Genomic DNA, 24,472 nt, shown 5'->3' on the forward strand with positions numbered 1-24,472 from the left:
GCGGATGACGGAAACCTATGACATCATCATCGTCGGCGGGGGCAGCGCCGGCTGTGTTCTTGCCGCCCGCCTGTCCGAGGCCGCAGATCTGCGGGTCTGTCTGCTGGAGGCAGGCGGCGCTGATCGGCACCCGTTTTACCGCCTGCCTGCGGGATTTGCGAAAATGACCCGGGGCATCGGTTCCTGGGGCTGGCAGACGGTGCCGCAGCGGCACATGGGCAACCGGGTGTTCAATTACACCCAGGCACGTGTGATCGGTGGCGGCTCGACTGTGAATGCGCAGATCTACACCCGGGGCAATGCGCTGGATTACGACGAGTGGCGGCAGGTGGGCTGTGACGGGTGGAGCTATGAGGATGTGCTGCCCTATTTCCGCAAGGCCGAGGATAATGACACGTTCAGCAATGCCTATCACGGGCAGGGCGGCCCGCTTGGCGTGTCGCAGCCACGCGCGCCGCTGCCGATCTGTCAGGCCTATTTCGAGGCGGCGGGGCAATTGGGTATCCCGCAGAACCCGGATATGGCCGGGGAACGCCAGGACGGGGTTGGGTTTTATCAGCTGACACAGAGACATGCGCGGCGGTCTTCAACCTCTGTCGCCTATCTGGGACCCGCCAGAAAAAGGCCGAATCTGACCCTTAAAACCGGCGCGCAGGTGCGGCATCTGATCATCAAAAACCACCGCGCCACAGGGGTCGCATTGATGGATGGCACCCGCCTTATGGCCGGAACCGAGGTGATCATGGCCTCAGGGGCCATCGGCTCCCCCCGGCTGTTGATGCTGTCGGGGCTTGGCCCGGCGGATCATCTGAAAGAGCTGGGGGTGCCGCCGGTCTTCGACCAGCCGGAGATCGGCGCCAATCTTCAGGATCATCTGGACCTTTTCACCATCTCGGAATGCACCGGTGATCATACCTATGACAAATACGCCCGGCCCTTCTGGTCGGCTGTCGCGGGTCTGCGCTATCTGCTGACCAGAACCGGGCCGGTGGCCTCCAGCCTGTTTGAAACCGGCGGCTTCTGGTATGCCGAAGAGGGCGCGCGCAGCCCCGATATCCAGTTTCATCTGGGGCTTGGCTCAGGGATCGAGGCGGGGGTGGCGAAGATGCAGAATGCAGGCGTGACCCTGAATTCCGCCTATCTGCGCCCCCGGTCGCGGGGCAGTGTGCGGCTGGCCAGTGCCGATCCGGCAGAACCGCCGCTGATCGACCCGAATTACTGGGCCGATCCCAATGACCGGGAAATGTCGATCCGGGGGCTGAAACTGGCGCAGGAAATCTTGCGCCAGCCTGCGCTGGCGGGGTTCGTGAAACGCGAGGTGCTGCCCGGGCCGGATGTGCAAAGCGATGCGGATGTCTTTGCCTTCGCCTGCGCCAATGCCAAGACCGATCACCACCCGGCGGGCACATGCCGCATGGGGGCGGATGCCACTGCGGTGGTCGATCCGCGCCTGCGTTTCAACGGGATCAACGGGTTGCGCGTGGTGGATGCCTCGATCATGCCCCGGCTGGTCTCCTCCAACACCAATGCGCCGGTGATCATGATCGCGGAAAAGGCCGCCGATATGATCCGCGCCGATTACGGGGTCTGAACCGATGCTGCTGCCCACCTCTGCCGGAACACTGGCCCCCTATGACCTGCAAGGGGACCCGTTGACCCCGCGCGCGCCATCGGTGCCGTTCACCCGCACCGGGTTTGCCGCCGCCCATGTGGTCAGCGACCCGCTGGCAGATCGTGACCCATGGCAGGGTCGCCCGGCCGTGGATTGGGAGAACACGCTGAAATTCCGCCATTTCCTGTGGGATCAGGGGCTTGATCTGGCCGAAGCCATGGATACCGCACAGCGGGGCATGGGGGTGGATTGGGAGACTGCGAAAGAGCTGATTGAACGCACGATGGGCGAGGCAAAAGCCCACCCGCTGGCGCCCCGCGTGGCCTGTGGCGCGGGCACGGATCATAAGGCGTTGGAAGAATTGCGCAGCGCCGAGGATATCATTGCCGCCTATGAGACCCAGATGGCGGCGGTTGAGGCGGCGGGCGGGCAGATCATTCTGATGGCCACCCGCGCGCTGCCTGCGATCGGGGCGGATGCGGCCATGTATATCCGGGTCTATGACCATCTGCTGGCCCAGGCGAAAGACCCGGTGATCCTGCATTGGCTGGGTGATATGTTTGACCCGGCCCTGACCGGATATTGGGGCAGTGCAGATATATCGAAGGCTTCGCAAACCGTGCTGGGGATCATCGGCTCGAACATGGCGAAAGTGGACGGGATCAAGATCTCCCTTCTGGATCAGGCCCATGAGGAAGCATTCCGCAAACGTCTCCCGGCGGGTATCCGTCTTTATACCGGGGATGATTTCAACTATGCGCCCCTGATTGAGGGGGATGACACCCATCATTCCCATGCGCTTCTTGGCATCTTCGCCGCCATCGCACCCGCAGCCTCTCAGGCGCTGGAGGCGCTGGCGACAGGGGACCATGCCACCTATCACGCGCTTCTGGCGCCGACCGTGCCGCTTAGCCGCGAAATTTTCCGGCCATCGACGCAATTCTACAAGGCGGGCATCGCTTATCTGGCCTGGCTGAATGGCGCGCAGGATCATTTCATCATGCCTGCGGGTTTCCAGTCTTCCCGCGACATCACCCATTACGCGCAGGTTTTCCGGCTGGCCGATCAGGCCCGGCTGCTGGCGCGCCCCGATCTGGCCCTGTCGCGCATGCGTATGTTATTGGGGCTGCATGGGATTGATGGGGGTTGAGCCCGGGTGAGAAAAAGACCGACCATTCTGGATGTGGCGGACCATGCAGGCGTGTCGAAATCGACCGTGTCGCTGGTGTTGCAGCGCAGCCCGCTGGTCAAGGCGGAAACCGCTGATCTGGTGCGCAATTCCATGGCCGCGCTTGGCTATGTCTATAACCGGGCGGCGGCACAGTTGCGCGCGGGCGGCGTTGGCCTGATCGGCATGGTGATCAACGATCTCAGAAACCCGTTTTTCACCGAATTTGCCACCTCGGTGCAGATGAGCCTGTCGGCCCGCGGTTATGCCACGATCATCTCCAACAGTAATGAGGATGCGGAATTGCAGGCGCAGGTTGCAGGCTCGATGATCGAACACGGGGTGTCGGGGCTGATCATCTCCCCGGCCTATGGGGCGACCGATGCCCTGTTCGACCGGATCGCGCAGGCCGGGCTGCCCTGTCTGCAAATGCTGCGCCGGGTGGATATGCGTACCGATCTGTTCCCCTTTGCCTCGTTTGACTATGCAGCCGGCGGGGCCGAGGCGACCCGGGCTTTGCTGGCCTCCGGTGCGAGGAATATCGCCTTTGTGGGTGGGGTCGCGGATCGGGCGATCACCCGGGAACGGTTGTCAGGCTATCTGCATGAAATGCAGGCCGCCGGGCGTGACCCGGTTGTGTTCCACGGTCGGGCCTCGCGCAGTTTCGGACGTCAGACAGCGCTGCACCTGGCCCGGGATCATCCCGGGATTGATGCGGCGATCTGTTTCAATGATCTGGTGGCTTTGGGCCTGCATTCCGGCTTTGCAGAGATCGGGCGGCGGGTTGGCACAGATTTTCAGCTGATCGGGTTTGACGATATCGAGGAATGTGCACAGGTTTATCCACAGCTTTCCTCGGTAAGTTGTGATATTGAAAGTTTTGGAGCCTATGCGGCGAAACTGATGCTGGATTGGCTGGAAAACAATAAGCGCCCTGAGGCTGAATATCGCGCGGCCGTGCAACTTGTCCCCCGCGCTTCAAGCAAAAAGGCCCCGATATGACCCCTGAAACCCGCCTGCGGGCCCTGTTTGATCGCGCGGTTGAGGTGGCTGACCCGATGCGCAGCCTGCCCGGCCATCTGCCGCCGAAACCACCGGGCCGGGTGGTGGTGATCGGCGCGGGCAAAGCCTCGGCCCGGATGGCGGAGGCGGTGGAGCAGGTCTGGGGCCCCTGCGAGGGTCTGGTGATCACCCGCTACGGATATGGCCGGCCCTGCAAGGGGGTCGAGATTGTCGAGGCCGCCCACCCGGTGCCCGATGCGGCGGGGCAGGCGGCCACCGCGCGGATGCTGGACCTGCTTGGCGGATTGGGGGCGGATGATTTTGTGCTGGCGCTGATTTCCGGCGGGGCCTCGGCACTGCTGGTGCAACCGGCAGGCGCGATCACGCTGGCAGAGAAACAGGCGGTGAATGCGGCACTGCTGGCATCGGGGGCGCCGATTGATCAGATGAACACGGTCCGCAAACATCTGAGCCGGGTGAAGGGCGGGCAACTGGCGGGTGCGGCGTTTCCGGCCCGGATGTACAGCCTGCTGATTTCCGATGTGCCGGGGGATGACCCGGCTTTCATCGGTTCGGGCCCCACCGTCGCCGATGCCAGTACGCCCGGGGAGGCGCTGGCCATCCTGACACGCTGGAATATCCCCATGCCGGATATTGTTCAGGCCGTGCTGGCAGGGAAAACCGGGGTTCTGCCCCCGGGCGCCCCGCATCTGGCGCATGTTGAAAACCATATTTATGCCGCCCCGTCCCAATCCCTTGCGGCCGCAGCGGAACAGGCGCAGGCGGCGGGTTTCACGGTTGAGATATTGGGCGATGCGCTGGAGGGGGAGGCCAGAGAGATTGCCGCCGGGCATGCGGGGCTGGCCCGCGACCGGCAGGACCGGATGCGCGCCGATACGGCCCCGCATCTGATCCTCTCAGGGGGGGAGTTGACCGTGACCCGTCGCGGCAGCGGCAGTGGCGGGCCAAACGCCGAATATGCCCTGGCCCTTGCCCTGGCCCTGAACGGCGCACCGGGCATTCATGCGCTGGCCTGCGACACCGATGGTGTTGATGGCGCGGCCGAGATTGCGGGCGCCGTGATTGGCCCGCAGACCCTGACCAAAGCGCTGTCTGCCGGTGTCGACCCGGCAGCCGCGCTTGCCGATCATGACAGCCACGGGTTTTTCGCCGCGATTGGCGATCAGGTGATCACCGGCCCGACCCTGACCAATGTCAATGATTTCCGCGCCATTTTGATTGACGGAGCATTATAACATGCTGAAACACTGTGTATTTGTCGCTGCTGACACGTCTGATGCCCTGGCCCGGACCGCCGAGGCGATGGCGCTGATTGAGGGGATGCTGCAGAAAATCCCGGGCATGCTGGACCTGAGCCATGGGCCCAATCTTGATTTTGAAGGGAAATCACAGGCCTACCCTTACGGGTTCATTATCACCTTTGCGGATCGCGCCGCCCATCTGGCCTATGATGGCCATCCCGATCACCAGAAGGCCGGGGGGCTGCTGGTCGCCGCCGCAACCGGCGGGGCCAAGGGTATTCTGGTGACCGATCTGGAGGTCTGATGCCTGACAGGGGGCGGGATATGGGGCCCGGCGCAAGGATCCTGCCCGGTGCCGTGTGTCGGTTTGGCAAAATATTGCCCTGTCACAAAGGTTGCGAAAACCGATACATCTTTAACTTGAAATGTTTTAGAAGGGCATGATTGACACCTATATTTTTCAGGTTTTCAGATTATGCAATTTCCAGAACCCTTATTCGCTTCACCGATCCGGTGGATATCATGACCAATGACCAGACTCAGGCGGCGTTGCTATCGGCCACCGCCAACGGGGATAAACAGGCGCTGGCGGCGTTGTATCGCGCGCTGGAAAAGCCCGTTTTCAGATTTATCCGCTCCAGATTGAACGATCCGTTCGAGGCCAGCGACATACTCCATGACGTGTTTATGGAGGTTTGGCGTTCTGCTGGCCGGTTTGAGGGACGATCAAAAGTGCAGACCTGGATATTTGGCATTGCCTATCGCAAGGTGATCGACGCCCATCGCAAACGGGGGCGCACCGATCTGACAGGCGATATTCCCGATGCGGCAGATGACAGCCCCGATGCCGAGGCTTGCCTGAGCGCGGGGCAGGAGGCGGATCATGTCCGCCACTGTCTGCAGACGCTGAAGGATGATCACAAGGCGGCGATCTCGATGGCCTTCTATGAGGACATGACCTATGGCGAAATTGCCGAGGTGGCCGGCGTTCCCGAGGGCACGATCAAAACCCGTGTGTTCCATGCCAAAAAGCTGTTGATGCATTGTCTCTCTGGCCTTGTGGAACGGGGGGTGCCCGCATGACCCGGCATATCGAAGAGCTTCTGGTGTTCTATGCCAATGGCACCCTTGAGGAGGCGGAACGTGCCGAGGTTGAAGCGGCTTTGGCCGATGATGCGAATCTGAGGGCGGAACTGGAGGCGCTGCTTGCCTTGCGTGAAACCATGCAGGCCGAAGTTCTGCAAACCCCCGGAGAATTGGGCCTTGCCCGTCTGATGCGCGATGTTGAGGCCGACCGCGCGGGTTCTGCCACGCCACAGCCTGCCGACAATGTTGTGCCGATCCGCCAGATGCGAATCTGGCAAATTGCGGCGGCAGTGGTTTTGACCGTGGCTTTGGCGCAAACTGTGATAGTATACTCCGGATCGGATCAGTCCGGTTATGAGCTGGCAAGTGGGGAAGGCGCCGCTGAGGCGGATTTTGTGGTTGGTTTTGCAGCCGATGCGACAGAGGCCCGGATAAGGGCCTTGTTGCTGGATGCAGGGGTTGAGATTGTCGCCGGTCCGTCTGCACTTGGCCTGTATGAGTTGAGCGTTCTGGATGATGTGGCAAATGCCACCGCCCAGGAGGTTCTGGAAACAGCGGGGCAGGATGGCGTAATTGAGACGCTGGAGATCGCGGCCCCCTGAGATGAGGCCGACGAACATGCGTATTTTTACATTATGTCTATTTCTGTGTTTTGGATTTCTGCAAACTGATCTTGCACTTGCACAGGCGACGGGGCAGCCCGGGCCACGCCAGCAGGGTTCGGTTTCTGATAACACCGGTGACCGCAGTGACCGCGGTGACGGGGCGCTGGACGAAGCCCGAAGATCGCGACGGAGCGATGCAGTCTACATTGCCGGAAACCGGCTGGAATATATTGTGATCGGGCCGCCCGGGCAGTCGAATACCGTCATTCAGGCCCTGACCGGTGCCGGGGCTGTGCTGCGCCGGAGCCGGGAATATCCCAGTCTGAACCGTCGGGGGTTGATTTTCGATTTCCGTAACGCACTTACACTGCCCCAGGCCGAACGCCTGTTGGCGCAAGTGGCGCCGCTGAGTTATGTGGATACCCATGCCTATTATCGTTTTGCCCAGGCGGGCCCACGGCTTTATGCGCCCGAGATGGTGGGTGTTGCGGTGCCCGGGGCCTGCCGGTTGTCCGGCTCGGTCGCCGTCGGGCTGATTGACGGGCCGGTGGATTCGTCACATCCGGCCCTCAGATCCGTGCAGGTCACCAATGAAAGTGTGCTGACCCGGGGGGAACGCCCGCCGAATACCGCGCATGGTACGGCTGTTGCCGTGATCATGGCCGGTCAGGATGGCGGCGGGCCCTTGATGGGGCTGGCCGGTGGTGCCCGGCTTCATGCCGTTTCCGCCTTCACCCGGGACCGGGGGCGGGAGGCTGGCGATATCGAACGCATTGCCGCGGCGCTGGACCGTCTGATCAGCCAGAATGTGCGGCTGATCAACATGTCTTTCGCCGGGCCGGAAAACCGCGCCATGGACCGGGTCCTGGATGCGGCGGCCCAACGGGGCGCGGTGATGATCGCGGCGGCGGGCAATAATGGCCGGGCGCTGGCGGCCTATCCGGCGGCCCACCCGGATGTGATTGCGGTCACCGCCATTGATGCGGGCTATCGGCGCTACCGGCGGGCGAATTTCGGAGATCATATCGAGTTCGCGGCCCCCGGCGTGGATATCTTCGTCGCAACCCGGCGCGGCGGGGCCAGCTATGCCTCGGGCACGTCTTATGCGGCACCGATCATCACCGCACTGGCGGCGCGGCTGGCGCCCGGGGCGCCCGTGGACACAGTACGTGAGCGGTTGCGCGCTGCCTCGGTCGATCTGGGAAATCCGGGCCGGGATGCGGAGTTTGGCTGGGGTCTGGTGCGGGCAGGGGGCTGCTGAACCGGCGGCATTGCGCGTTCTCTGAGTGACATGAATTCATCGGCCCGCCTTCGCAATATCGAAGGCAGGCCGATTGCATGTCGGATGCCATATTCTTTGAACCCTGATGGGCCCTGGCGCGACCTAAAGGCATAACAATGCCCGCTGCCACGGGCCCATGCTCATCAAGGAGAAACCCGATGCTTCGTCCCGCTGCTTTGCTCGACAATGCCACCACATCCTTGACCCTGACGCCTCTGTCTTCCTCGGCCTGACCGGGGCAGATGCCGGGCTCTGATCATCCCCAAAAATCAGGGCCCGCCGCACCGGCCTGCCGTTCCCCCCCACCGGCAGGCCGGTCATTTATGCGACGGCAAGTCCTTCGTTCGAGAGCCCGTCAAGCTTGGGCATGAGTGATAGCAAATCACGGGTATATTCATGTTCAGGTGCTGCAAACAGCTTTTCCGTTTCTGCGACCTCGACCAGTTGGCCGCCTTTCAGAACGCCCACGCGATCGCACATCTGACGCACCACCGGCAGGTCATGAGAGATGAACAGCATCGTCAGGTTCAGATGCTCCTGCAAATCCTTGAGGATGTTGAGGATCTGCGCCTGAATGGAGACATCCAGCGCGCTTGTCGGCTCATCACAGATCAGGAAGCGGGGTTGGGTTGCAAGGGCCCGGGCGATTGAAATGCGCTGCCGCTGTCCGCCCGAAAACTCATGCGGATATTTCAGCCCTGCCTCGGCCCCAAGCCCCACCCGGTCCAGCAATTCATCGACCCGCGATTGCAGCGCCTCACCCTCCAGCAGCCTGTGATGGCGGGCGGGTTCGGCCACGATCTGGTCAACGCGCATACGGGGGTTCAGGCTGGAATACGGGTCCTGAAAAATCATCTGAATCTGCTTGCGGTAGAATTCAGGCACCCCCCGGCGGCCTGCGGTCACGTTTTTCCCTTCAAACCTGACCGAGCCGCCATCCACCGGATACAGCCCCGCGATCATCCGCGCGATGGTCGACTTGCCCGAGCCGCTTTCGCCGACCAGGCCAAAGACCTCCCCCTGTCTGATCTCGAAACTGGTATTGTCCACGGCTGTGAAAAACTGCCGGCGGGAGCGAAACAAAGCGGGTTTTTGCAGGAAGCGTTTGCTCAGTCCCGAAACCTCAAGCAGGCGCATGCCGCGTTTTGCATCGGTCGAGGGCCAGTTGCGCGCCAGATCCTCGATATGAAACTCGGTGACCCGCCCGCCATAACTGATCAGGGGGAACCGGTTCAGCTTGACCGTGGGCCGGGGCACCGCCGCGATCAGGGATTTTGTATACGGATGTTCGGGCTTGCCCAGAACCTGTGCGGTTTCGCCGTTTTCAACCACCTCGCCCTGATACATCACCGTGACCTTGTCGGTGGTATCGGCAATCACGCCCATATCATGGGTGATCAGGATCACGCCAACCTGTCGTTCCCGCGCCAGTTCCTTGATCAGGTCCAGAATCTGCGCCTGGATCGACACGTCAAGCGCGGTTGTCGGTTCATCGGCAATGATCACATCGGGTTCCGAGCAAAGCGCCAGGGCGATCACCACCCGCTGCCGCATGCCGCCGGAAAACTGGTGCGGATACTGGTTGACCCGGGTTTCGGGATCAGGAATGCCCACGCGGTTGATCAGCTCAATCGCGCGGGTCTCTGCGGCGGCATCGTCAAAGCCCAGATGTTGCTGAATGGTTTCGACCAGTTGCTGCTTTACGGTGAATAACGGGTTGAGAGAGGTCAGCGGGTCCTGAAAGATCATCGAGATTTTCTTGCCGCGCAGGGCCTGCATCGCAGCCGCATCAAGGCCCGACATCTCCTCGCCTCGGAACCGGATCGTGCCGCTGGTGATATGCCCGGGCGGGTCCAGAAGCCCCATGACGGCGGCCCCGATGGTGGATTTACCGGCGCCGCTTTCGCCGACCAGCCCGTGAATCTGGCCCGGCTCAACAGTCAGGTCAGCTTTGCTGACCGCCACAAAGGTCTGCCGCCTTGTGGGGAATTCCACGGTGAGGTTTTCGATTTCCAGCAATGCCATCAGCGCAGCCTCGGGTTCAGCGCATCGCGCAGCCAGTCCCCCAGCAGATTGACTGCCAGTGCCAGACCCAGAAGGGTGCAGGCCGGGAAGAACAGAATCCACCATTCACCCGAAAACAGGAAACCCTGACCGATACGGATCAGCGTGCCAAGCGAGGGTTGCGTGGGCGGCGCGCCCACCCCCAGAAAGCTGAGCGTTGCCTCGGCGATGATCGCCAGCGCCAGGCTGATCGTGGCGATGACCAGAACCGGTGACAGCACATTGGGCAGGATATGGCGGACCATGATCGCGATGGGCGACCGCCCGATCAGACGCGCCGCCTGCACATATTCCTTGGACTTTTCCACCAGTGTGGCGCCGCGCACCACCCGCGCGAACTGCACCCAATCCGACAGGCCAATGGCGATGATCAACACCCAGATCGCCACCTGATCGCGGTATTCAATCGGCGTGATCCCCTTGGCGACGCCAAAGATCAGCATCGCCACCAGAATGGCCGGAAAGGTCAGTTGAACATCGGCGATCCGCATGATGATCGTTTCGGCCCAGCCGCCCACATAGCCTGCCAGCAGACCAAGCGAGATGCCCAGGATCATGGCAAACAGCACCGCCGCGAAACCCACAAACAGTGAAATCCGCAACCCGTAGAGGATGGTCGAAAACACATCCCTTCCCTGATCATCGGTGCCCAGAAAGAATGTGTCGCCGGTAAAGGCATTGGCCTCCCCCGGCGGGGTGAACCCGTTCATCAGGTTCAGCGTTGCGGGGTTGAACGGGTCATGGGGGGCGATCAGTGGCGCGAAAACCGCGCTCAGCACCAGCAAAAGCGTCACCGCCAGAGAGATGATCGCAACCGGGGAATGGCGGAAGGAATAGCCCACATCACTGTCCCAGGCGATGGACAGGCGCGATTGCGCGCGGGGCTTTTCTGTCGGCGAGGTCAGCGGGGCATCGGTCATTGGCTTTTCCCCTCGGTTCGCAGACGCGGGTCAATCGCGACATAAAGCAGGTCAACCGCCAGATTGATGCCCACGAACATCACCGAGATCAGCATCAGATAGGCGGCCATGACCGGGATATCGACAAACTGGATGGCGTTGATGAACAAAAGGCCCACTCCGGGCCATTGAAACACCGTCTCGGTGATGATTGCGAAAGCGATGATCGAGCCCAGTTGCAGCCCGGTCACGGTGATCACCGGAACAAGCGTGTTTTTCAGCGCATGGCGAAAGTTGATGGCGCGTTGTTTCAACCCGCGCGCCCGGGCAAAGCGGATGTAATCCTGCCGCAGCACTTCCAGCATTTCCGAGCGGACCAGCCGCATGATCAGTGTCATCTGATAAAGTCCAAGCGTGATTGAGGGGAGGATAAGGGCCAGCAGCCCTGATCGGGTCAGAAAGCCGGTGGACCAGCCGCCCAACCTGACCACCTCGCCGCGCCCGAAACTGGGCAGCCAGCCAAGTTCCACCGAGAAGAGATAGATCAGCAATATCCCGATCAGAAAGGTTGGCAGCGAAACCCCGATCAGGCTGAGTGTCATGATCGCGTTCGAGGCAAAGCCGTCGCGCCGGATCGCCGTGAACACCCCCAGAGCGATGCCAAGTGTCAGCGCAAAGAAGCCGGATACGAAGGCCAGTTCCAAAGTGGCGGGCACACGTTCGGCAATGATCTCCGAAACCTGTCGGCCCTGCCGGTATGAAATGCCGAAATTGCCCTGCACCGCGCCTTCAAGGAACCGGTAATATTGTACAACAAAGGGCTGATCGAGGCCCAACTGCGTGCGCAGCCGTTCCACATCTTCCATCGTGCGTTCCTGGCCCAGCATATTGTCAATCGGGTCGCCCACAAATCGGAACATGGCAAAGGCAACCAGCCCCACGATCAAAAGGACCAGAACGGATTGGAGGATACGGCGGATGATATAGGTGAACATCAGAAAGTCTTGGGCTGTGGAGCGGGTCGGGTCAAGGTTTCTGCAGCCCTGATGCGGATGAATTGATCCATCCTTTGGCGGATATGCCGGTTTGTGCCGCTCTGTTAGGCTTTGGGTTGACGGATAGACGCGGCAACTTCGCCCCGGCGGGACAGGCCAAGACGTTTGAGGATGGCATGAACATGATCTTTGACTGTGGCGGGGCTGATCCCAAGGGTCCGGGCAATGTCTTTGTTGGACAAACCTTGCGCCAATCCCTGTGCGACGTCGCGTTGGCGGGGTGTCAGTGCATCAAAGACCGGGCTTTGGGGATGGGCGATGATCACGGGCGCGCCGATCAGTTTTGTGGCGGTCAGGTCGATCTCCACATGGTGCCCGGCATCGGCCAGCCGTCCCAAAGCCGGGATCGCGTCCCAGGCCATGGCCGAACTGTCCGGCGCGCTCAGCGCTTTCAGCGCCTCGCGCAGATCCTGAGCAGATGATTGATCAAACATGGAGCGGATTATGACTCAGATTCCCATCGAAGTGAGCAATTTCTTTTTGGCGATGCAGGCCGGCCAGCCCGGGGCCAAGGCGTTGGAGGGGCATTTCACTGACGACGCGGTCTATGTGGAGCCGTTCACCGGCGAAACCCGCCGCCATGAAGGCCGGGCGGCGATCATGAAGGCCATGGCGCTGGGATGGGAAATGCCGATGGTCGAGACCCGGATCGAAGTGCTTGGCGCCAAGCTTGAAGGCGATGTGGTGCAGGTGCAATGGGCCTGCCATTCCCCTTCGATCCCCGGCGGTCGCGGCAGTGGCACCAATCGGTTCACCCTGCGGGGCGGCAAGATTGCAGAGCTTGTGACCACATTGGATGGCGGCCCTGCATAACCCGTAACCCGGCAAACCGCCTTATCGCCTATGGGGCAGGGTCCAGTCGATCATCGGCCCGGCGGGCACAATGCCCAGGGGTTTGCGCAGCTCGGACGGAGAGAAATAGCCCTGTTTGTATATCTCGGGCTTCACCGTCCGGGCCAAATCCCGATGATCCATCGGCGGTGATCCAGCTTCGGATGGTGGCCTTCTGCCGCTCATAGGCCCCGTTCAGGGCCGTGTCCGGCCCCGGATCCTCGGCATGATAGACTCCGTTTATCATCACGCCCATGGTGCGGCCCCCTCAACCAGACAGGGCGCATCATGTGACGCGCCCTGCTTTCTTCTTGTTCCAAATACGCCCATCCAAGATACCCGGATGTGCCGCCGTTCAGTTCACAGTGACCCAGCGCAGAATGAAGAAATTGTCCGGGCGCTGCGTCAGGTCGATATCGTCGCCCGTGCCCCAGATCAGGGGCTGCACATACATCGGCACATAGACCATATCATCCTGAATGATCGCGGCGGCTTCATCCAGCATCGCCTGGCGGGCGCCGTCGTCGATTTCCGACTGGATCAGGGGCAGCATCTCGTCGATACGCGGGTTGGAATAGCCGCCAAAATTCCAGGTGCCCAGACGCTCCCCATTGGTATGAACCAGAAAGCGGATCGGATGTTCCGCATCAAACGTGCCCGGTGACCAGCCCAGCAGATACATGTCGAAATGATCGGCCCGCAATTCCGGCCAGTAATTCGACACCGGCATGGAGTCCAGCTGCGCCTCCAGCCCGATCTGGGCCAGCATCGCAACCACCGCCTGGCACACGGCCTCGTCATTCAGATAGCGGTCATTGGGGCAGGACAGGCCGAAGGAAAACCCGTCGGGATATCCGGCCTCGGCCAGAAGCGCGCGGGCGGCATCCAGATCAACCGCAGGCCGGGCCGCATTGGCCTGGGAATAGCCGCGCATCGCCGGGCTGACCAGCTGGCTGGCCGGTTCCGCATTGCCGCGCATGATGGTTTGCAGGATCGCATCCACATTGACCGCATGACCCACCGCCTGACGCACACGCGGATCCGAGAACGGGTTCGGATCGCCCGCATTGAGACCGCCGTAAAGCACGTCATGATCATGGGCGAAGCCCAGCATGATCACCCGCGCCTCGATGCCCTGAACCACTTTCACACCGTCCGTGTCCGACAGGCGCAGGGCATCCTGAATAGGCACCGGGTCGATCATATCCACATCCCCCGACAAAAGCGCCGCCACGGCAGTGGCGGAATTCTGGATCGGGGTCAGTTCGGCACGGGTGATGTTATGTTCCACCTCGCCCCACCAGCCGTCAAAAGGCACCAGAACCGTGGTCAGCCCCGGCTGGCGGTCCTCCAGCATGAAGGCGGCGGTGCCGTTCGCGTTGAGCGTGGCATGGTTTTCCTCATCCCGGGCGGGCAGTTCCGCGCCATTGGCTTCGGCCCAGCCACTGTCCATCATCATCCAGTTGGCGATGCTGTCGGGAAAGATCGGCTGGGGCGTGGTGGTCATGATATCCACGGTGAAATCATCGACCACGACCACCTCTGAAACCGGCGCGAACCAGCTGGCCACATCCGAGGCTTCCGACGCGGCCCTCTGATACGAGAACAGCACGTCTTCGGCATCAAATGCGCTGCCATCATGGAAACTCACGCCCTCGCGCAGATGAAATCGCCAGCCTGCGCCATCACCGATCGGTTCCCACGAGGTGGCCAGGGCCGGCTCGATCGCCATATCGCGGCCGCGCCGCACCAGACCTTCATAGACATTGTTCAGAAAGCCTAGAACCGGCGCGGAACTGACTGCATGGGGGTCCATCGTCTGCGGGTCCGTGGTGGTGGCCCAACGGAACGTTTCGGCGGTGGCCGTGCTGCCGAGGCAAAGCGCCAAGGCGGTCAAAGTAAGTGCGCGTTTCATAAAATCCGTCCCCTTGTAAGTGCCCCCCGCGTCCGGGGTTGCGAAAGCCTGACGCAGATAGGGGGGGAGTGCAAAGCCACCCTGATCACAAGCCTGTGAGGTGAGAGGTATGGCGAAGGGTGAAAAGCCCGCCGCCCAAACCAATATCTCTTCATGCAAAAGGCGCCACCTTGTCGGCGGCGCCTTTCAGGGGCTGCACCTTTGCAGGGTGCAGCCTGTTTCTGTCGGGATCAGTTGGTTGCGAAATACTTGAATCTCACGGTGTCATTGGGGTCCACGACGGTGATCCAGTGATCACTGACACCCCAGTTGAGAACCTGATTGTGCAGCGGCAGATAGATAAGCTCCGCCTGCGCCATTTCCCACAGGTCGGCGATCATCGCATTGCGCGCCTCAAGATCAACCTCGGAGGACAGGCTTTCGATCATCGTATCCATCGCGGCATCCGAGAAATTGGTGGCATTCCAGCTGCCGCGTTCCCCGTCACGGGTGTGGAACAGGAAGTTGAAGATATATTCGCTGTCATAGGTCGGCACACCCCAGCCCAGCATGTAGAAATCGGTCTCGCCATTGGCCAGCAGCGGGAAGTGCTGGGCGCGGGGCAGGGCCGAAAGGTTAATGGTGATGCCGATCTGGGCAAACATGCCGACCACAGCCTGACAGATCGCTTCGTCATTGACATAGCGGTCATTCGGGCAGTCAAGCTGGATGGTGAACCCATCGCCGTAACCGGCCTCCTCCATCAGCGCCTGCGCGGCTTCCACATCCACGGCCGGGTAGGCATCCAGTTCAGGTGTCCAGCCATTGACCGGCGGCGGAGTGGCGACACCGGTCGGTGCTGACTGGCCCCGCATCACGACCTGCATGATCGCATCGCGGTTCAGCGTCAGGGTCATCGCCTCACGGACCCGGTGATCGGCCAGCGGATTGGCCCCTTCCACATTGTCATGGGTCAGATCATCGGCTCCGACATTCAGACCGAAGAAGATCACCCGGTTCTGGGCGGTGGTCGCCAGGCCCAGCCCATCGGCATTTGCCACACGGTCAAGATCCTGCACCGGCACGTCCTGAATGAAATCCACCTCGCCGGACAGCAGGGCGGCCACACGGGTTGCGGGGTTCTGGATCGGGGTGAAGATCACCTCGGACGCGGCCAGCGGGAATGCCCCGATGCCCCAATAAGCGTCAAACGCTGTCAGCACGGTCTGGGCATCCGCCTCGCGGCTGGTCAGCACATAAGGCCCGGTGCCATTGGTGTTGCGGGCGCTGTAGGTGTCTTCGCCAGCGGCGTAATCCTGCACCTCGACAGCGCCGTTTTCGGTGGCCCAGCCTTCATCCATGACCAGAATGCCGGTCAGGTTGTTGGGCAGCAACGGGTTTGGCCCGTTGGTGACGATTTCAAGGGTGTAGGGCCCGGCGGCGCGGACTTCGGCCACACTTGAAAGAAGCTCTTTGAAATTCGAGGTTTCCGACATCGCACGGTTGAACGAGAAAACCACATCTTCGGCATTGAAGGTTTCGCCGCCATGGAAGGTCACGCCCTCGCGCAGATTGAAGACCCAGACATTCGGGTCATCGGCGGACGGCGCCCAGTCCAAGGCCAGCCCGGGTTCCATGACGCCTTCCATGTTCCGCACGATCAGCGGCTCGTAGATCTGTTGCATCAAGACGCTGGTCGGCCCTTCATTCTGGGCGTGGGGGTCCAGTGTCAGTGCTTCGGCTGCGCGGGCCCATCGCAGCGTTTCGGCCTCAGCCGAAGAGATTGTGATGGCGGCAGTTGCCAGCAAAGCGGCAGTTATCGCGGGAATGCGACGTGTCATTTTTTAGCTCCCTGAAGTTTATAAGCGCAATTATGAGTGGGAAATCGCGCTTGGCAAGGTGCTGTGGCCGCCAGATCGTGGATTTTGCAACGATCTGTTTCAAGTTTGAACGATCATTGGGCGCTATGGGCCGATGTTGCATAATACTCCCGCAAGCCGGTTGCCGGATGGGTTTTGCCTGTGGGTTGCTGGATGTCAGAGCCATTCAGCCGGAGAGCCGGATGCGACCTGTCGAAACAGATGACCTGACTAACCTTTGAGGCCAGGGCCTGTATCCATGACCGCACGCTATATGCTGCCTGCCGGGGGTGTTCAAACCGGGCACCAAAACCGGCTGGATACTGGCGGATCAGGCCGACAGATGGACAGTGCGAAGGAACGTTTCCTCTGCCGCTGCGGCGCCTCCGCCAACATGCCCTATTGCGATGACAGTCACAAAGCGGCGGGGTTGCCTTCGGCTCAAACGCGAAAGCCGTTACACTGTCTCAATATAAAGTCGAAACACTATAGGCCCGTCGCTGACATGACGATCAAAACCGTCTGGCATCTCCCACCGGCCCGCAGGTGGCAGTTGGGGGCTTGCCCAGCCCCGGCTGTCGCGCCATATGGTGGCCCGACATGGCCAGACAGCTCGATTATCATACGCTTCACGAGATTTTCACCCGGTTCCGCGCTGCCGAGGCGGAGCCGAAAGGCGAGCTTCACCATGTAAACGCCTATACGCTGGTTGTGGCGGTCGCGTTGAGCGCGCAGGCCACGGATGCAGGTGTGAACAAGGCCACTGCCGAATTGTTCAAACTTGCTGATACGCCGCAGAAGATGCTTGATCTGGGGGAGGATGCGGTGATCGGGCATATCAGGACCATCGGGCTTTACCGCAACAAGGCCAAGAACGTCATCAGGCTGAGCCGTATTCTGGTCGAGGAGTATGGCGGTGAGGTGCCGTCAAGCCGTGCGGCGCTGCAATCCTTGCCGGGGGTGGGGCGCAAGACCGCCAATGTTGTGCTGAACATGTGGTGGGGGTACCCGTCGCAGGCGGTCGACACCCATATCTTCCGGCTTGGCAACCGCTCGGGCATTGCGCCGGGCAAGGATGTGGATGCGGTTGAACGCGCCATTGAAGACAATATTCCGGTGGAATTCCAGCACCATGCCCATCACTGGATGATCCTGCACGGGCGCTATATCTGTGTCGCGCGCAAACCCAAATGCGGGGTATGTATCATCCGCGATCTATGCCAATTCGAGGATAAGACCCTATGAGCAAGACCTATGATGTCGTCGGCATCGGCAATGCGGTTGTCGATGTGATTTCCCACGGGGATGACAGTTTTCTGGACAATATGGGGATCACCAAAGGCATCATGCAACTGGTGGAACGGGAACGCGCCGAGGTGTTGTATGCCGCCATGTCCGACCGGGTGCAGACGCCGGGCGGTTCGGTGGCCAACACGCTGGCCGGTCTGGGCACGCTGGGGCTGCGCACGGCCTTTGTGGGGCGGGTCAAGGAGGATGCTCTGGGTCTGTTCTATGCGGACCGGATGATGGGTGAGGGCACGGATTTCCCGAACCCGCCGGTCAGCGGCGACCATCTGCCCACCTCGCGGTCGATGATCTTTGTATCGCCTGACGGGGAACGGTCGATGAACACCTATCTGGGGGTATCCTCGGAGCTGAGCGAAGAGGATGTGGACCCGTCCGTCATGGGGGCCGCGCGGCTGCTGTTTCTCGAAGGCTATCTGTTCGACAAGGACAAGGGCAAATCCGCCTTTCTGGCGGCGGCGGCGGCCTGCCGCGCGGCAGGTGGGCAGGCGGGGATCACATTGTCTGACCCGTTCTGCGTGGATCGCCACCGGGACAGTTTCCGCAAGCTGATCGAGGATGAGATGGATTTTGTCATCGGCAACGAGGCCGAATGGCTGTCACTTTACGAGACCGATGATCTGGAGGTGGCACTGGGTGAGGCGGCGATGGTGTGTCCGGTGCTGGTCTGCACCCGCTCGGGCAATCCGGTGCTGCTGCGCCGCGATGATCAGCAGGTGTCGGTCCCGGTCGAGGAAATCACCCCGGTTGATGCCACCGGCGCAGGCGATCAGTTTGCCGCCGGGTTCCTCTATGGTCTGGCCACAGGGCAGGAGCTTGAGATGGCGGGGCGGATGGGGGTCTCTGCCGCGGCTGAGGTGATCCGCCATATCGGCCCGCGCCCGCAACGGCCGTTGAAAGTGCTGTTTGCGGAGCAGGGGCTGATTTAAGCCGAACCGCCATAGTGCGCTGATCTGACATGTCACAACCTGGCTGGGCAGAGTTAAGGGCGGCGCCCGAACCGAGGGGTGGGAAGCGAAGCGCCCGCCCCGTGGGGGCGGTTCGGGCGCTGCCCGGCGGTGCCGCCGGGCGGGAGGCGGATGATCAGAAAAGTTATAGCGAAATCGTTTATTCTGCACCATCGCGCATCAAAATTCACGTTCTATATCAGAAACTTGCTGATCTACAGCATGCTGCCTTAAACCTGAGACATCGCGCATCACAAATGTCCCGGGAACGCGAAGCGTGGCAGGGCATTTGTGATTCAAGTTTCAGGCAGGGTGCTTTAGAGACAGCGGATTTTGATTCAGATGAAACGATTTCTGCTTTATGGAATCTGAACGGACTCAAGATGATTTCAGGTCACCCGCCCAGCTTCGCATGCACCTCGTCCAGGTCGATCTCACTGATCGGCATCTTGTTGGACGGATCCTCGAAATCATATTTGAACAGCTGGAAATCGCGTTTGTAGATTTCATAGACCAGATGTTTTGACAGATCGTCAAAGTAATCCTCGACCGGATGGGCCCGTTTCGGGCCATGTCCTTCGGATTCGTTGAAGCGCGGCACATCACCCAGCTTGATCTCATGGGCCATGGGCACCGCATCCAGCACGCTCTGCATCCCGTCATTGAACGTTTCCGTCCAGAAAATGTTGTCATACCGCCCGCCATTGGCGATGAAGGTGGAGACATGGCCCGACATTGCCGACCAGTGAATATCGGGGTCCATCGGGCGGCGCCAGCGGATGGTGTCGCGGGCAAACAGCAGGAACCGGCGAAAGCTGGCGATCTGGTCGAATTCCTCCTTGCCGTCATCATCACCCACCTCGATCCCGTATTTCTGGATCAGCAGTGGCACCAGATTGCCGCGATAACGGTTGCCGTTGCGCTGGATGCCGCAGATCTTGTCAAAGAAGCTTGACAGGATGCGGGTATAGGGGTTGCGGACACAGGTGAAGGCATAGGATTTATGCGCCGTCACATTGCTTTCGATCAGGGGCTGCGACGGTTCCAGCGCCCATTTGTGAAGCCCGCCCGTGGCATCATGGATGTCACCGTCAAAGAATTCACCCTGATCGGAATAATACATGATCTGACCGATGGTCGAGCAGGCACATTTCGGTACAACGCGATAGACCATGCTTTCGCTTTCGGTCATCCAGGTTCCGGGAAAGCCCATCTTGGCGACACCTCCTACGTGACGTCTGACGCGTTATAACGTGCAGATTGATCCTGAAAAAGCAAAGAACTAGGGTTTCTTCAACCGCAATCCGCTAATAGTGGCATCAGTGACGCGGCAAAGATTGGGGCATCTGTTTCGAAAATGGCAAAAATCGCCTTTATTCTGCTGTGTCACAAGGATGCGCCCGCCGTCATCCAGCAGGCGGAGCGTCTGACCGCCACCGGCGATTATGTGTCGATCCATTTCGACGCGCGCGCCAGACCTGCGGATTATCAGGCCATCACCACCGCGCTTGCGGACAATCCCGGCGTGGTCTTTGCCCGCAAACGCATCAAATGCGGTTGGGGGGAATGGTCGCTGGTTCAGGCCAGCCTGCACGCGCTGGAGGCGGCCGAGGCCGCCTTTCCCAGGGCCACGCATTTCTACATGCTGTCAGGGGATTGCATGTCGGTGAAATCCGGCGCCTATGCGCGCGATGTGCTGGACAGTGCCGACAAGGATTACATCGAAAGCTTCGATTTCTTCCAGTCCGACTGGATCAAGATCGGATTCAAGGGGGAACGGCTGGTCTATCGCCATCTGGTCAATGAGCGAAAACACAAATGGCTGTTTTACGCCCTGCTGAATGCCCAGAAACGCCTGCGGCTGGACCGTAAAATTCCCGATGATCTGCAGGTCATGATTGGCAGCCAATGGTGGTGTCTGCGCCGCCGGACCATCGAGGCGGTGCTGGAGTTCTGCCGGCAACGGCCCGATATCCTGCGGTTTTTCCGAACCACCTGGATCCCCGATGAGACGTTTTTTCAGACATTGGTGCGCCATCTGGTCGCCGATGTGGAGATTGAAAGCCGGTCGCTTACCTTCAAGATGTTCTCGGATTACGGGATGCCGGTGACATTCTACAACGATCATTTCGACCTGCTGCTGAGTCAGGATTACCTGTTTGCACGCAAGATCAGCCCCGAGGCGGTGTTCCTGAAAGAACGGTTGGGCGCGCTCTGGGCCTCGGACAGGACCGATTTCGCGCTCGCGGGCGATGGGCAGAAACTGCACAATTTCCTCACCGGGCGCGGGCGGATCGGGCGGCGGTTTGCGCCGCGCTTCTGGGAACGGGAATCAACCCTGGGCCAGGACCGGGAATTGTTGATGATTATCTGCAAGAAATGGCATGTGGCCAAACGCCTGCTGCATGCCGCCGAAAAGGCCACCGGTCTGCAAGGTATCGAGTATCTGTTTGATGAGGCTTCCTGCATCATTCCGCATCTGGGCGGGCTGGAACGCACATTGGGAAAACGCAACCGCCACTGCCGGGCGCTGATGCGCATGTTGTTCGATTATCATAACACCGACCGGATGATAATCTGCCTTGACCCCAACAATATAGACCTGGTGAAGGATTTCGTCTCGGATCGCACGAATACGAAATTGTTGGAAATTCAATGCGCCTTCGATGACCAGTATCTGGTTGGCCATGCGGAACGGGTGGGGCTGGCGACCCGGGATACGCCGCCCGAGATCATGGAGCGGCTGCTGCCGACGCTGCGCTATGAGTTCGAGTATCAATCCGTCAGCATCCGCGAGGCGGAGTTTCCCAATCATTTCCGCCTGCGCGAGGGGCATGGCCGCGATGAACAGGCCGATGTGTTGCAGGGCTTTTTCAGCACCAGCCCCGAAATTGCCCGGCAGTTGGCCGAAACCCCGCATCTGTTCGACGGCTGATATTTCCGCAGGTTCCGGGTCGCCCCGCGATCTGTGGCATGCCCATTCTGGTTTCAGACACTATCTGAGCCGGAGAAAGCCGATGACCATTCAATTCCATGCCCTGCCGACCGATCTGGTGACGGCCCTGCGCAACGGCGCGCCCGATGCCAATGGCCAGGTGGCGGAACGCAAAATCTCGACCGGGGCGGGCATGCCATGCCGTCATTGCCTGTGCGAGGTGCCGGAAGGGGCCGACGCCCTGGTGTTGAACCTGCGCCCATTCAGGGCATTGCACCCCTATGCGGAAAGCGGCCCGGTCTTTTTGTGTGCCGGGGCATGCAAGCGCGGTGGCGGGGATGACAGATTGCCGGAGATATTCACCGCGTCCCCCGATTATCTGGTGAAAGCCTATGATGCGGATGAGCGGATCATCTATGGCACTGGCGCAATCACACCCAGGGCGGAGATTGCCCGTCGGTCTGCGCATCTGCTGGCCGATGCGGGGGTGGATTTCGTCGATATCCGGTCTGCCCGGAACAATTGCTTTCTGGCCCGGGTCCGGCGGGCAGATGGGGGCGGTTAGGGCGTTTTACAGCTTCGGACTGAAATTCTGAACCACCCCACATCATCCTTCCGCCCGGCGGCACCGCCGGGCAGCGCCCGTACCGCCCCACTGGGGCGGGCGCTTCTCGCCCACCCCTCGGCTCAGACGATGCCCTCCACAAAACGTATGCGCGTTGCAGATTACATGGACGATGCTCTACACAAAACGCCTCAGGCCGCCGGGACGGGTCTGGAGGAGGTCAGTTCGACAAACACATCCTCCAGATCCGGTTCTTCGGTGGCCACATCGCGTATGGTGATGCCCGCCGCGCGCACCGCTTGCAGGATCGCATCCGCCGAGATGTCCGAGCGGCGATAGCGGAAGACCAATGCGCCATCGCCGCGTGTCCGGCAGGTGACGCCCGGGGGCGGATTGACCGGTTTTGCGGGGCCATCGGGTATGATCACCAGTGTTTTGGCATCGATCCGCGCCAGCAGGTTGACCGTGCGGTCGCGGATGATCACCTGCCCATGGTTGAGGATCGCGATCTCGTCGCACATGTCCTGGGCTTCTTCCAGATAATGGGTGGTCAGGATGATGGTCATGCCCTGCCGGTTCAGCCTGCGGATATTGGCCCACAGCATCTGCCGCAATTCGATATCCACACCTGCGGTGGGTTCATCCAGCACCAGGATCTGCGGATGATGGACCAGCGCCTTGCCCAGAAGCAGCCGCCGCCGCATGCCGCCGGACAGCGACCGCGCATAGGCGTCGGCCTTGTCCTCCAGCCCGATCAGGTTGAGGATTTCATCCGTATTGCGTTGTGCCTTCGGGACGCCGTAAAGCCCGGCCTGTACCTCCAGCGCGCCGCGCGGGGTAAAGAACGGGTCAAGGTTCAGTTCCTGCGGCATGACCCCGATGGCGGCGCGGGACTGGCGCGGGTTCACATCCTGATCGAAGCCCCAGATCATCACCTTGCCCGCGGTTTTGGTCACCAGCCCGGCCAGAATATTGATCATTGTCGATTTGCCGGCGCCGTTTGGCCCGAGCAGCCCGAAAATCGCGCCCTGGGGGATCGCCAGATCAATGCCGTTCAACGCCAGTTTCGGCCCGGTGCGGCCCGAGGCGGCATAGGTTTTGCGCAGACCCGTCACCTCTATCGCGTTGCCTGACATGGTTTACATCCTCCCCCGGGCTTGCCCGATCCGGGGCAACCTGCAATATGGGTGTGACTTAGGCTGTGGCGCCAGGCCCGGCAAGCGCAAGGATCGTGGATATGATGCAAGACGCCCCGGAAACCGAAGTGGTCAAAACCTGGCGCGTGGCCTGTGATGGCGGCGAAGGCGCGTTGGGTCACCCCCGGGTCTGGCTGCAGATCTCGCCAGAGCGGGGCTGGGTCGAATGCGGCTATTGCGACAAGAAATACATCCACGAAGAGTTCGCGGATCGCGCCGATCAAACCTGATGTGGCGGGGGCTGCGGCAGGGTCTTGTGGCGCTTTGCGGTGTTCTGGGTGCCTATCTTGTTGCGGCGGCTGTTGGCGGTTTGGTGCCGGGACAGGTGGTTGACATCCCGGCCACGGGCCGTGCGCAGGTCGAGATCGGCTTGATTTCCGGCCCGATCCACTATGATTTCATTTTACCCGCAACAGCCGAGACACGCAGGTCCCTAGCCTCTGCCGAGGCAGTGGGCGTCCCGGTTCAGAACCCGCTTGTGGAGAGTTTTCTGGTCGGGTGGGGCGCTCGGAAATTTTATACCACCGCAGGCACATATGCCGATATCACCGGCGGTGCCGTTATGCGGGCTGTGACCGGTGACAGGTCTGTGCTGCGGGTGGAGGTTCTGGGAGCCCTGCCTTCGGGGCTGGAATATGACCGGCTGCAGCTGAGCCAGGCCCAATACAGTGCTTTGCTGTCTGCGATCACGGACAGCACCACCGGCATACCGATCCTTGATGCCGGTTTCACCGAGACAGACGGTTTTCTGGAGGCTGAGGGCCGGTTCCACATCTTTCGTACCTGCAACACCTGGATCACCGATATGTTACGTGCTGCAGGTATGCCCGCCGGTATCTGGACACCCACGCCCTATTCCGTCCGTCTGTCGCTTTGGTGGTACGGCTAAAGCATTCCGCACAAAG

25 protein-coding genes are annotated in these 24,472 nt (G+C 60.8%); 16 read left to right on the plus strand and 9 right to left on the minus strand.

Annotated features, from left to right (window positions below; all coding sequences use genetic code 11):
- The first annotated feature begins 4 nt into the window (after positions 1–4).
- The 8 genes from E2K80_RS04010 to E2K80_RS04045 all read left to right on the plus strand — a co-directional run bounded on the left by E2K80_RS04010 (position 5) and on the right by E2K80_RS04045 (position 7,996).
- Positions 5–1,591, plus strand: coding sequence for a GMC family oxidoreductase (locus E2K80_RS04010; protein WP_135376468.1), 1,587 nt, complete (start codon positions 5–7; stop codon positions 1,589–1,591).
- 4 nt (positions 1,592–1,595) lie between these two features.
- Complete coding sequence (locus tag E2K80_RS04015; RefSeq protein WP_135373003.1) at positions 1,596–2,762, plus strand: dihydrodipicolinate synthase family protein; 1,167 nt, start codon at positions 1,596–1,598, stop codon at positions 2,760–2,762.
- 6 nt (positions 2,763–2,768) lie between these two features.
- Positions 2,769–3,782 (plus strand): LacI family DNA-binding transcriptional regulator, encoded by a 1,014-nt coding sequence (locus tag E2K80_RS04020; RefSeq protein WP_135373005.1) that lies wholly within the window; start codon positions 2,769–2,771, stop codon positions 3,780–3,782.
- Positions 3,779–5,038 carry a glycerate kinase type-2 family protein gene (locus tag E2K80_RS04025; RefSeq protein WP_135373007.1) on the plus strand — a complete coding sequence of 420 codons (1,260 nt, stop codon included), beginning with the start codon at positions 3,779–3,781 and terminating at the stop codon, positions 5,036–5,038. Before E2K80_RS04020 ends, E2K80_RS04025 begins: the two co-directional genes overlap by 4 nt.
- A gap of 1 nt (position 5,039) precedes the next feature.
- Complete coding sequence (locus E2K80_RS04030; protein WP_135373009.1) at positions 5,040–5,348, plus strand: Dabb family protein; 309 nt, start codon at positions 5,040–5,042, stop codon at positions 5,346–5,348.
- Between the two features lie 218 nt (positions 5,349–5,566).
- A complete protein-coding gene (locus tag E2K80_RS04035) occupies positions 5,567–6,127 on the plus strand; it encodes an RNA polymerase sigma factor (protein WP_135373011.1) in 561 nt (186 codons plus the stop codon).
- Positions 6,124–6,732, plus strand: a complete 609-nt coding sequence (locus E2K80_RS04040; RefSeq protein WP_135373013.1) for a hypothetical protein — start codon at positions 6,124–6,126, stop codon at positions 6,730–6,732. The genes E2K80_RS04035 and E2K80_RS04040 overlap by 4 nt, the downstream gene beginning before the upstream one ends.
- Before the next feature lie 235 nt (positions 6,733–6,967).
- Complete coding sequence (locus E2K80_RS04045) at positions 6,968–7,996, plus strand: S8 family serine peptidase (RefSeq protein WP_168193092.1); 1,029 nt, start codon at positions 6,968–6,970, stop codon at positions 7,994–7,996.
- Between the two features lie 342 nt (positions 7,997–8,338).
- Here the strand turns inward: E2K80_RS04045 and E2K80_RS04050 are convergent, their stop codons facing one another.
- The 4 genes from E2K80_RS04050 to E2K80_RS04065 form a co-directional block, all read right to left on the minus strand.
- Positions 8,339–10,042 carry an ABC transporter ATP-binding protein gene (locus tag E2K80_RS04050; protein WP_135373017.1) on the minus strand — a complete coding sequence of 568 codons (1,704 nt, stop codon included), beginning with the start codon at positions 10,040–10,042 and terminating at the stop codon, positions 8,339–8,341.
- A complete protein-coding gene (locus E2K80_RS04055) occupies positions 10,042–11,001 on the minus strand; it encodes an ABC transporter permease (protein WP_135373019.1) in 960 nt (319 codons plus the stop codon). Before E2K80_RS04055 ends, E2K80_RS04050 begins: the two co-directional genes overlap by 1 nt.
- Positions 10,998–11,975 (minus strand): ABC transporter permease, encoded by a 978-nt coding sequence (locus E2K80_RS04060; protein ID WP_135373021.1) that lies wholly within the window; start codon positions 11,973–11,975, stop codon positions 10,998–11,000. Before E2K80_RS04060 ends, E2K80_RS04055 begins: the two co-directional genes overlap by 4 nt.
- A 104-nt stretch (positions 11,976–12,079) precedes the next feature.
- On the minus strand, positions 12,080–12,469 hold the full coding sequence (locus E2K80_RS04065; protein ID WP_135373023.1) for a response regulator transcription factor: 390 nt from the start codon (positions 12,467–12,469) through the stop codon (positions 12,080–12,082).
- 10 nt (positions 12,470–12,479) lie between these two features.
- Here E2K80_RS04065 and E2K80_RS04070 point away from each other — a divergent pair, with 10 nt between their 5' ends.
- Positions 12,480–12,848 carry a nuclear transport factor 2 family protein gene (locus tag E2K80_RS04070; protein WP_168193093.1) on the plus strand — a complete coding sequence of 123 codons (369 nt, stop codon included), beginning with the start codon at positions 12,480–12,482 and terminating at the stop codon, positions 12,846–12,848.
- A 21-nt stretch (positions 12,849–12,869) separates the two neighbouring features.
- On the opposite strand, the gene E2K80_RS04075 is transcribed toward E2K80_RS04070, so the two are convergent.
- From E2K80_RS04075 to E2K80_RS04085, 3 genes are all read right to left on the minus strand, one after another.
- The gene (locus E2K80_RS04075; RefSeq protein ID WP_210405424.1) at positions 12,870–13,010 is read right to left on the minus strand and encodes a hypothetical protein; all 141 of its coding nucleotides are present in this window, start codon (positions 13,008–13,010) and stop codon (positions 12,870–12,872) included.
- Positions 13,011–13,221: 211 nt separating this feature from the next.
- Entirely contained in the window at positions 13,222–14,781 is a 1,560-nt protein-coding gene (locus tag E2K80_RS04080) for an ABC transporter substrate-binding protein (RefSeq protein ID WP_135373027.1), read from the minus strand.
- A gap of 230 nt (positions 14,782–15,011) precedes the next feature.
- Positions 15,012–16,601, minus strand: coding sequence for an ABC transporter substrate-binding protein (locus E2K80_RS04085; RefSeq protein ID WP_135373029.1), 1,590 nt, complete (start codon positions 16,599–16,601; stop codon positions 15,012–15,014).
- A gap of 361 nt (positions 16,602–16,962) precedes the next feature.
- Between E2K80_RS04085 and E2K80_RS04090 the strand changes: the two genes are divergently transcribed.
- From E2K80_RS04090 to E2K80_RS04100, 3 genes are read left to right on the plus strand one after another with little or no spacing between them, the layout of a single operon-like run.
- A complete protein-coding gene (locus E2K80_RS04090; protein WP_238475755.1) occupies positions 16,963–17,313 on the plus strand; it encodes a CDGSH iron-sulfur domain-containing protein in 351 nt (116 codons plus the stop codon).
- On the plus strand, positions 17,220–17,864 hold the full coding sequence (nth, locus tag E2K80_RS04095) for an endonuclease III (RefSeq protein ID WP_135373033.1): 645 nt from the start codon (positions 17,220–17,222) through the stop codon (positions 17,862–17,864). The genes E2K80_RS04090 and nth overlap by 94 nt, the downstream gene beginning before the upstream one ends.
- The gene (locus tag E2K80_RS04100; RefSeq protein WP_135373035.1) at positions 17,861–18,853 is read left to right on the plus strand and encodes an adenosine kinase; all 993 of its coding nucleotides are present in this window, start codon (positions 17,861–17,863) and stop codon (positions 18,851–18,853) included. The genes nth and E2K80_RS04100 overlap by 4 nt, the downstream gene beginning before the upstream one ends.
- A 412-nt stretch (positions 18,854–19,265) precedes the next feature.
- On the opposite strand, the gene E2K80_RS04105 is transcribed toward E2K80_RS04100, so the two are convergent.
- Positions 19,266–20,084 carry a sulfotransferase family protein gene (locus E2K80_RS04105; RefSeq protein ID WP_135373037.1) on the minus strand — a complete coding sequence of 273 codons (819 nt, stop codon included), beginning with the start codon at positions 20,082–20,084 and terminating at the stop codon, positions 19,266–19,268.
- A gap of 144 nt (positions 20,085–20,228) precedes the next feature.
- On the opposite strand from E2K80_RS04105, the gene E2K80_RS04110 reads away from it, so the two are divergent.
- Both E2K80_RS04110 and E2K80_RS04115 read left to right on the plus strand, forming a co-directional pair.
- Complete coding sequence (locus E2K80_RS04110; protein ID WP_135373039.1) at positions 20,229–21,806, plus strand: DUF5928 domain-containing protein; 1,578 nt, start codon at positions 20,229–20,231, stop codon at positions 21,804–21,806.
- 82 nt (positions 21,807–21,888) lie between these two features.
- Complete coding sequence (locus tag E2K80_RS04115; RefSeq protein ID WP_135373041.1) at positions 21,889–22,371, plus strand: DUF1203 domain-containing protein; 483 nt, start codon at positions 21,889–21,891, stop codon at positions 22,369–22,371.
- 191 nt (positions 22,372–22,562) lie between these two features.
- On the opposite strand, the gene E2K80_RS04120 is transcribed toward E2K80_RS04115, so the two are convergent.
- Entirely contained in the window at positions 22,563–23,507 is a 945-nt protein-coding gene (locus E2K80_RS04120) for an ABC transporter ATP-binding protein (protein ID WP_135373043.1), read from the minus strand.
- 101 nt (positions 23,508–23,608) lie between these two features.
- Between E2K80_RS04120 and E2K80_RS04125 the strand changes: the two genes are divergently transcribed.
- Both E2K80_RS04125 and E2K80_RS04130 read left to right on the plus strand, forming a co-directional pair.
- Entirely contained in the window at positions 23,609–23,797 is a 189-nt protein-coding gene (locus tag E2K80_RS04125; protein ID WP_135373045.1) for a zinc-finger domain-containing protein, read from the plus strand.
- Entirely contained in the window at positions 23,797–24,456 is a 660-nt protein-coding gene (locus E2K80_RS04130) for a TIGR02117 family protein (RefSeq protein ID WP_168193094.1), read from the plus strand. Before E2K80_RS04125 ends, E2K80_RS04130 begins: the two co-directional genes overlap by 1 nt.
- Positions 24,457–24,472 lie beyond the last annotated feature (16 nt).

The organism is Rhodophyticola sp. CCM32, from assembly GCF_004751985.1.
GTDB lineage: Bacteria > Pseudomonadota > Alphaproteobacteria > Rhodobacterales > Rhodobacteraceae > Rhodophyticola.

What these genes read in the sequence shown, in the direction of transcription:
- E2K80_RS04085 (WP_135373029.1), bottom strand. Translation starts at nt 16,601, where the DNA reads ATGACACGTCGCATTCCCGCGATAACTGCCGCTTTGCTGGCAACTGCC.
- E2K80_RS04050 (WP_135373017.1), bottom strand. Translation starts at nt 10,042, where the DNA reads ATGGCATTGCTGGAAATCGAAAACCTCACCGTGGAATTCCCCACAAGG.
- E2K80_RS04130 (WP_168193094.1), top strand. Translation starts at nt 23,797, where the DNA reads ATGTGGCGGGGGCTGCGGCAGGGTCTTGTGGCGCTTTGCGGTGTTCTG.
- E2K80_RS04120 (WP_135373043.1), bottom strand. Translation starts at nt 23,507, where the DNA reads ATGTCAGGCAACGCGATAGAGGTGACGGGTCTGCGCAAAACCTATGCC.
- E2K80_RS04015 (WP_135373003.1), top strand. Translation starts at nt 1,596, where the DNA reads ATGCTGCTGCCCACCTCTGCCGGAACACTGGCCCCCTATGACCTGCAA.
- E2K80_RS04070 (WP_168193093.1), top strand. Translation starts at nt 12,480, where the DNA reads ATGACTCAGATTCCCATCGAAGTGAGCAATTTCTTTTTGGCGATGCAG.
- E2K80_RS04035 (WP_135373011.1), top strand. Translation starts at nt 5,567, where the DNA reads ATGACCAATGACCAGACTCAGGCGGCGTTGCTATCGGCCACCGCCAAC.
- E2K80_RS04055 (WP_135373019.1), bottom strand. Translation starts at nt 11,001, where the DNA reads ATGACCGATGCCCCGCTGACCTCGCCGACAGAAAAGCCCCGCGCGCAA.
- E2K80_RS04060 (WP_135373021.1), bottom strand. Translation starts at nt 11,975, where the DNA reads ATGTTCACCTATATCATCCGCCGTATCCTCCAATCCGTTCTGGTCCTT.
- E2K80_RS04040 (WP_135373013.1), top strand. Translation starts at nt 6,124, where the DNA reads ATGACCCGGCATATCGAAGAGCTTCTGGTGTTCTATGCCAATGGCACC.
- E2K80_RS04110 (WP_135373039.1), top strand. Translation starts at nt 20,229, where the DNA reads ATGGCAAAAATCGCCTTTATTCTGCTGTGTCACAAGGATGCGCCCGCC.
- E2K80_RS04010 (WP_135376468.1), top strand. Translation starts at nt 5, where the DNA reads ATGACGGAAACCTATGACATCATCATCGTCGGCGGGGGCAGCGCCGGC.
- nth (WP_135373033.1), top strand. Translation starts at nt 17,220, where the DNA reads ATGGCCAGACAGCTCGATTATCATACGCTTCACGAGATTTTCACCCGG.
- E2K80_RS04075 (WP_210405424.1), bottom strand. Translation starts at nt 13,010, where the DNA reads ATGGATCATCGGGATTTGGCCCGGACGGTGAAGCCCGAGATATACAAA.
- E2K80_RS04100 (WP_135373035.1), top strand. Translation starts at nt 17,861, where the DNA reads ATGAGCAAGACCTATGATGTCGTCGGCATCGGCAATGCGGTTGTCGAT.
- E2K80_RS04080 (WP_135373027.1), bottom strand. Translation starts at nt 14,781, where the DNA reads ATGAAACGCGCACTTACTTTGACCGCCTTGGCGCTTTGCCTCGGCAGC.
- E2K80_RS04025 (WP_135373007.1), top strand. Translation starts at nt 3,779, where the DNA reads ATGACCCCTGAAACCCGCCTGCGGGCCCTGTTTGATCGCGCGGTTGAG.
- E2K80_RS04065 (WP_135373023.1), bottom strand. Translation starts at nt 12,469, where the DNA reads ATGTTTGATCAATCATCTGCTCAGGATCTGCGCGAGGCGCTGAAAGCG.
- E2K80_RS04115 (WP_135373041.1), top strand. Translation starts at nt 21,889, where the DNA reads ATGACCATTCAATTCCATGCCCTGCCGACCGATCTGGTGACGGCCCTG.
- E2K80_RS04105 (WP_135373037.1), bottom strand. Translation starts at nt 20,084, where the DNA reads ATGGGCTTTCCCGGAACCTGGATGACCGAAAGCGAAAGCATGGTCTAT.
- E2K80_RS04125 (WP_135373045.1), top strand. Translation starts at nt 23,609, where the DNA reads ATGATGCAAGACGCCCCGGAAACCGAAGTGGTCAAAACCTGGCGCGTG.
- E2K80_RS04090 (WP_238475755.1), top strand. Translation starts at nt 16,963, where the DNA reads ATGGACAGTGCGAAGGAACGTTTCCTCTGCCGCTGCGGCGCCTCCGCC.
- E2K80_RS04030 (WP_135373009.1), top strand. Translation starts at nt 5,040, where the DNA reads ATGCTGAAACACTGTGTATTTGTCGCTGCTGACACGTCTGATGCCCTG.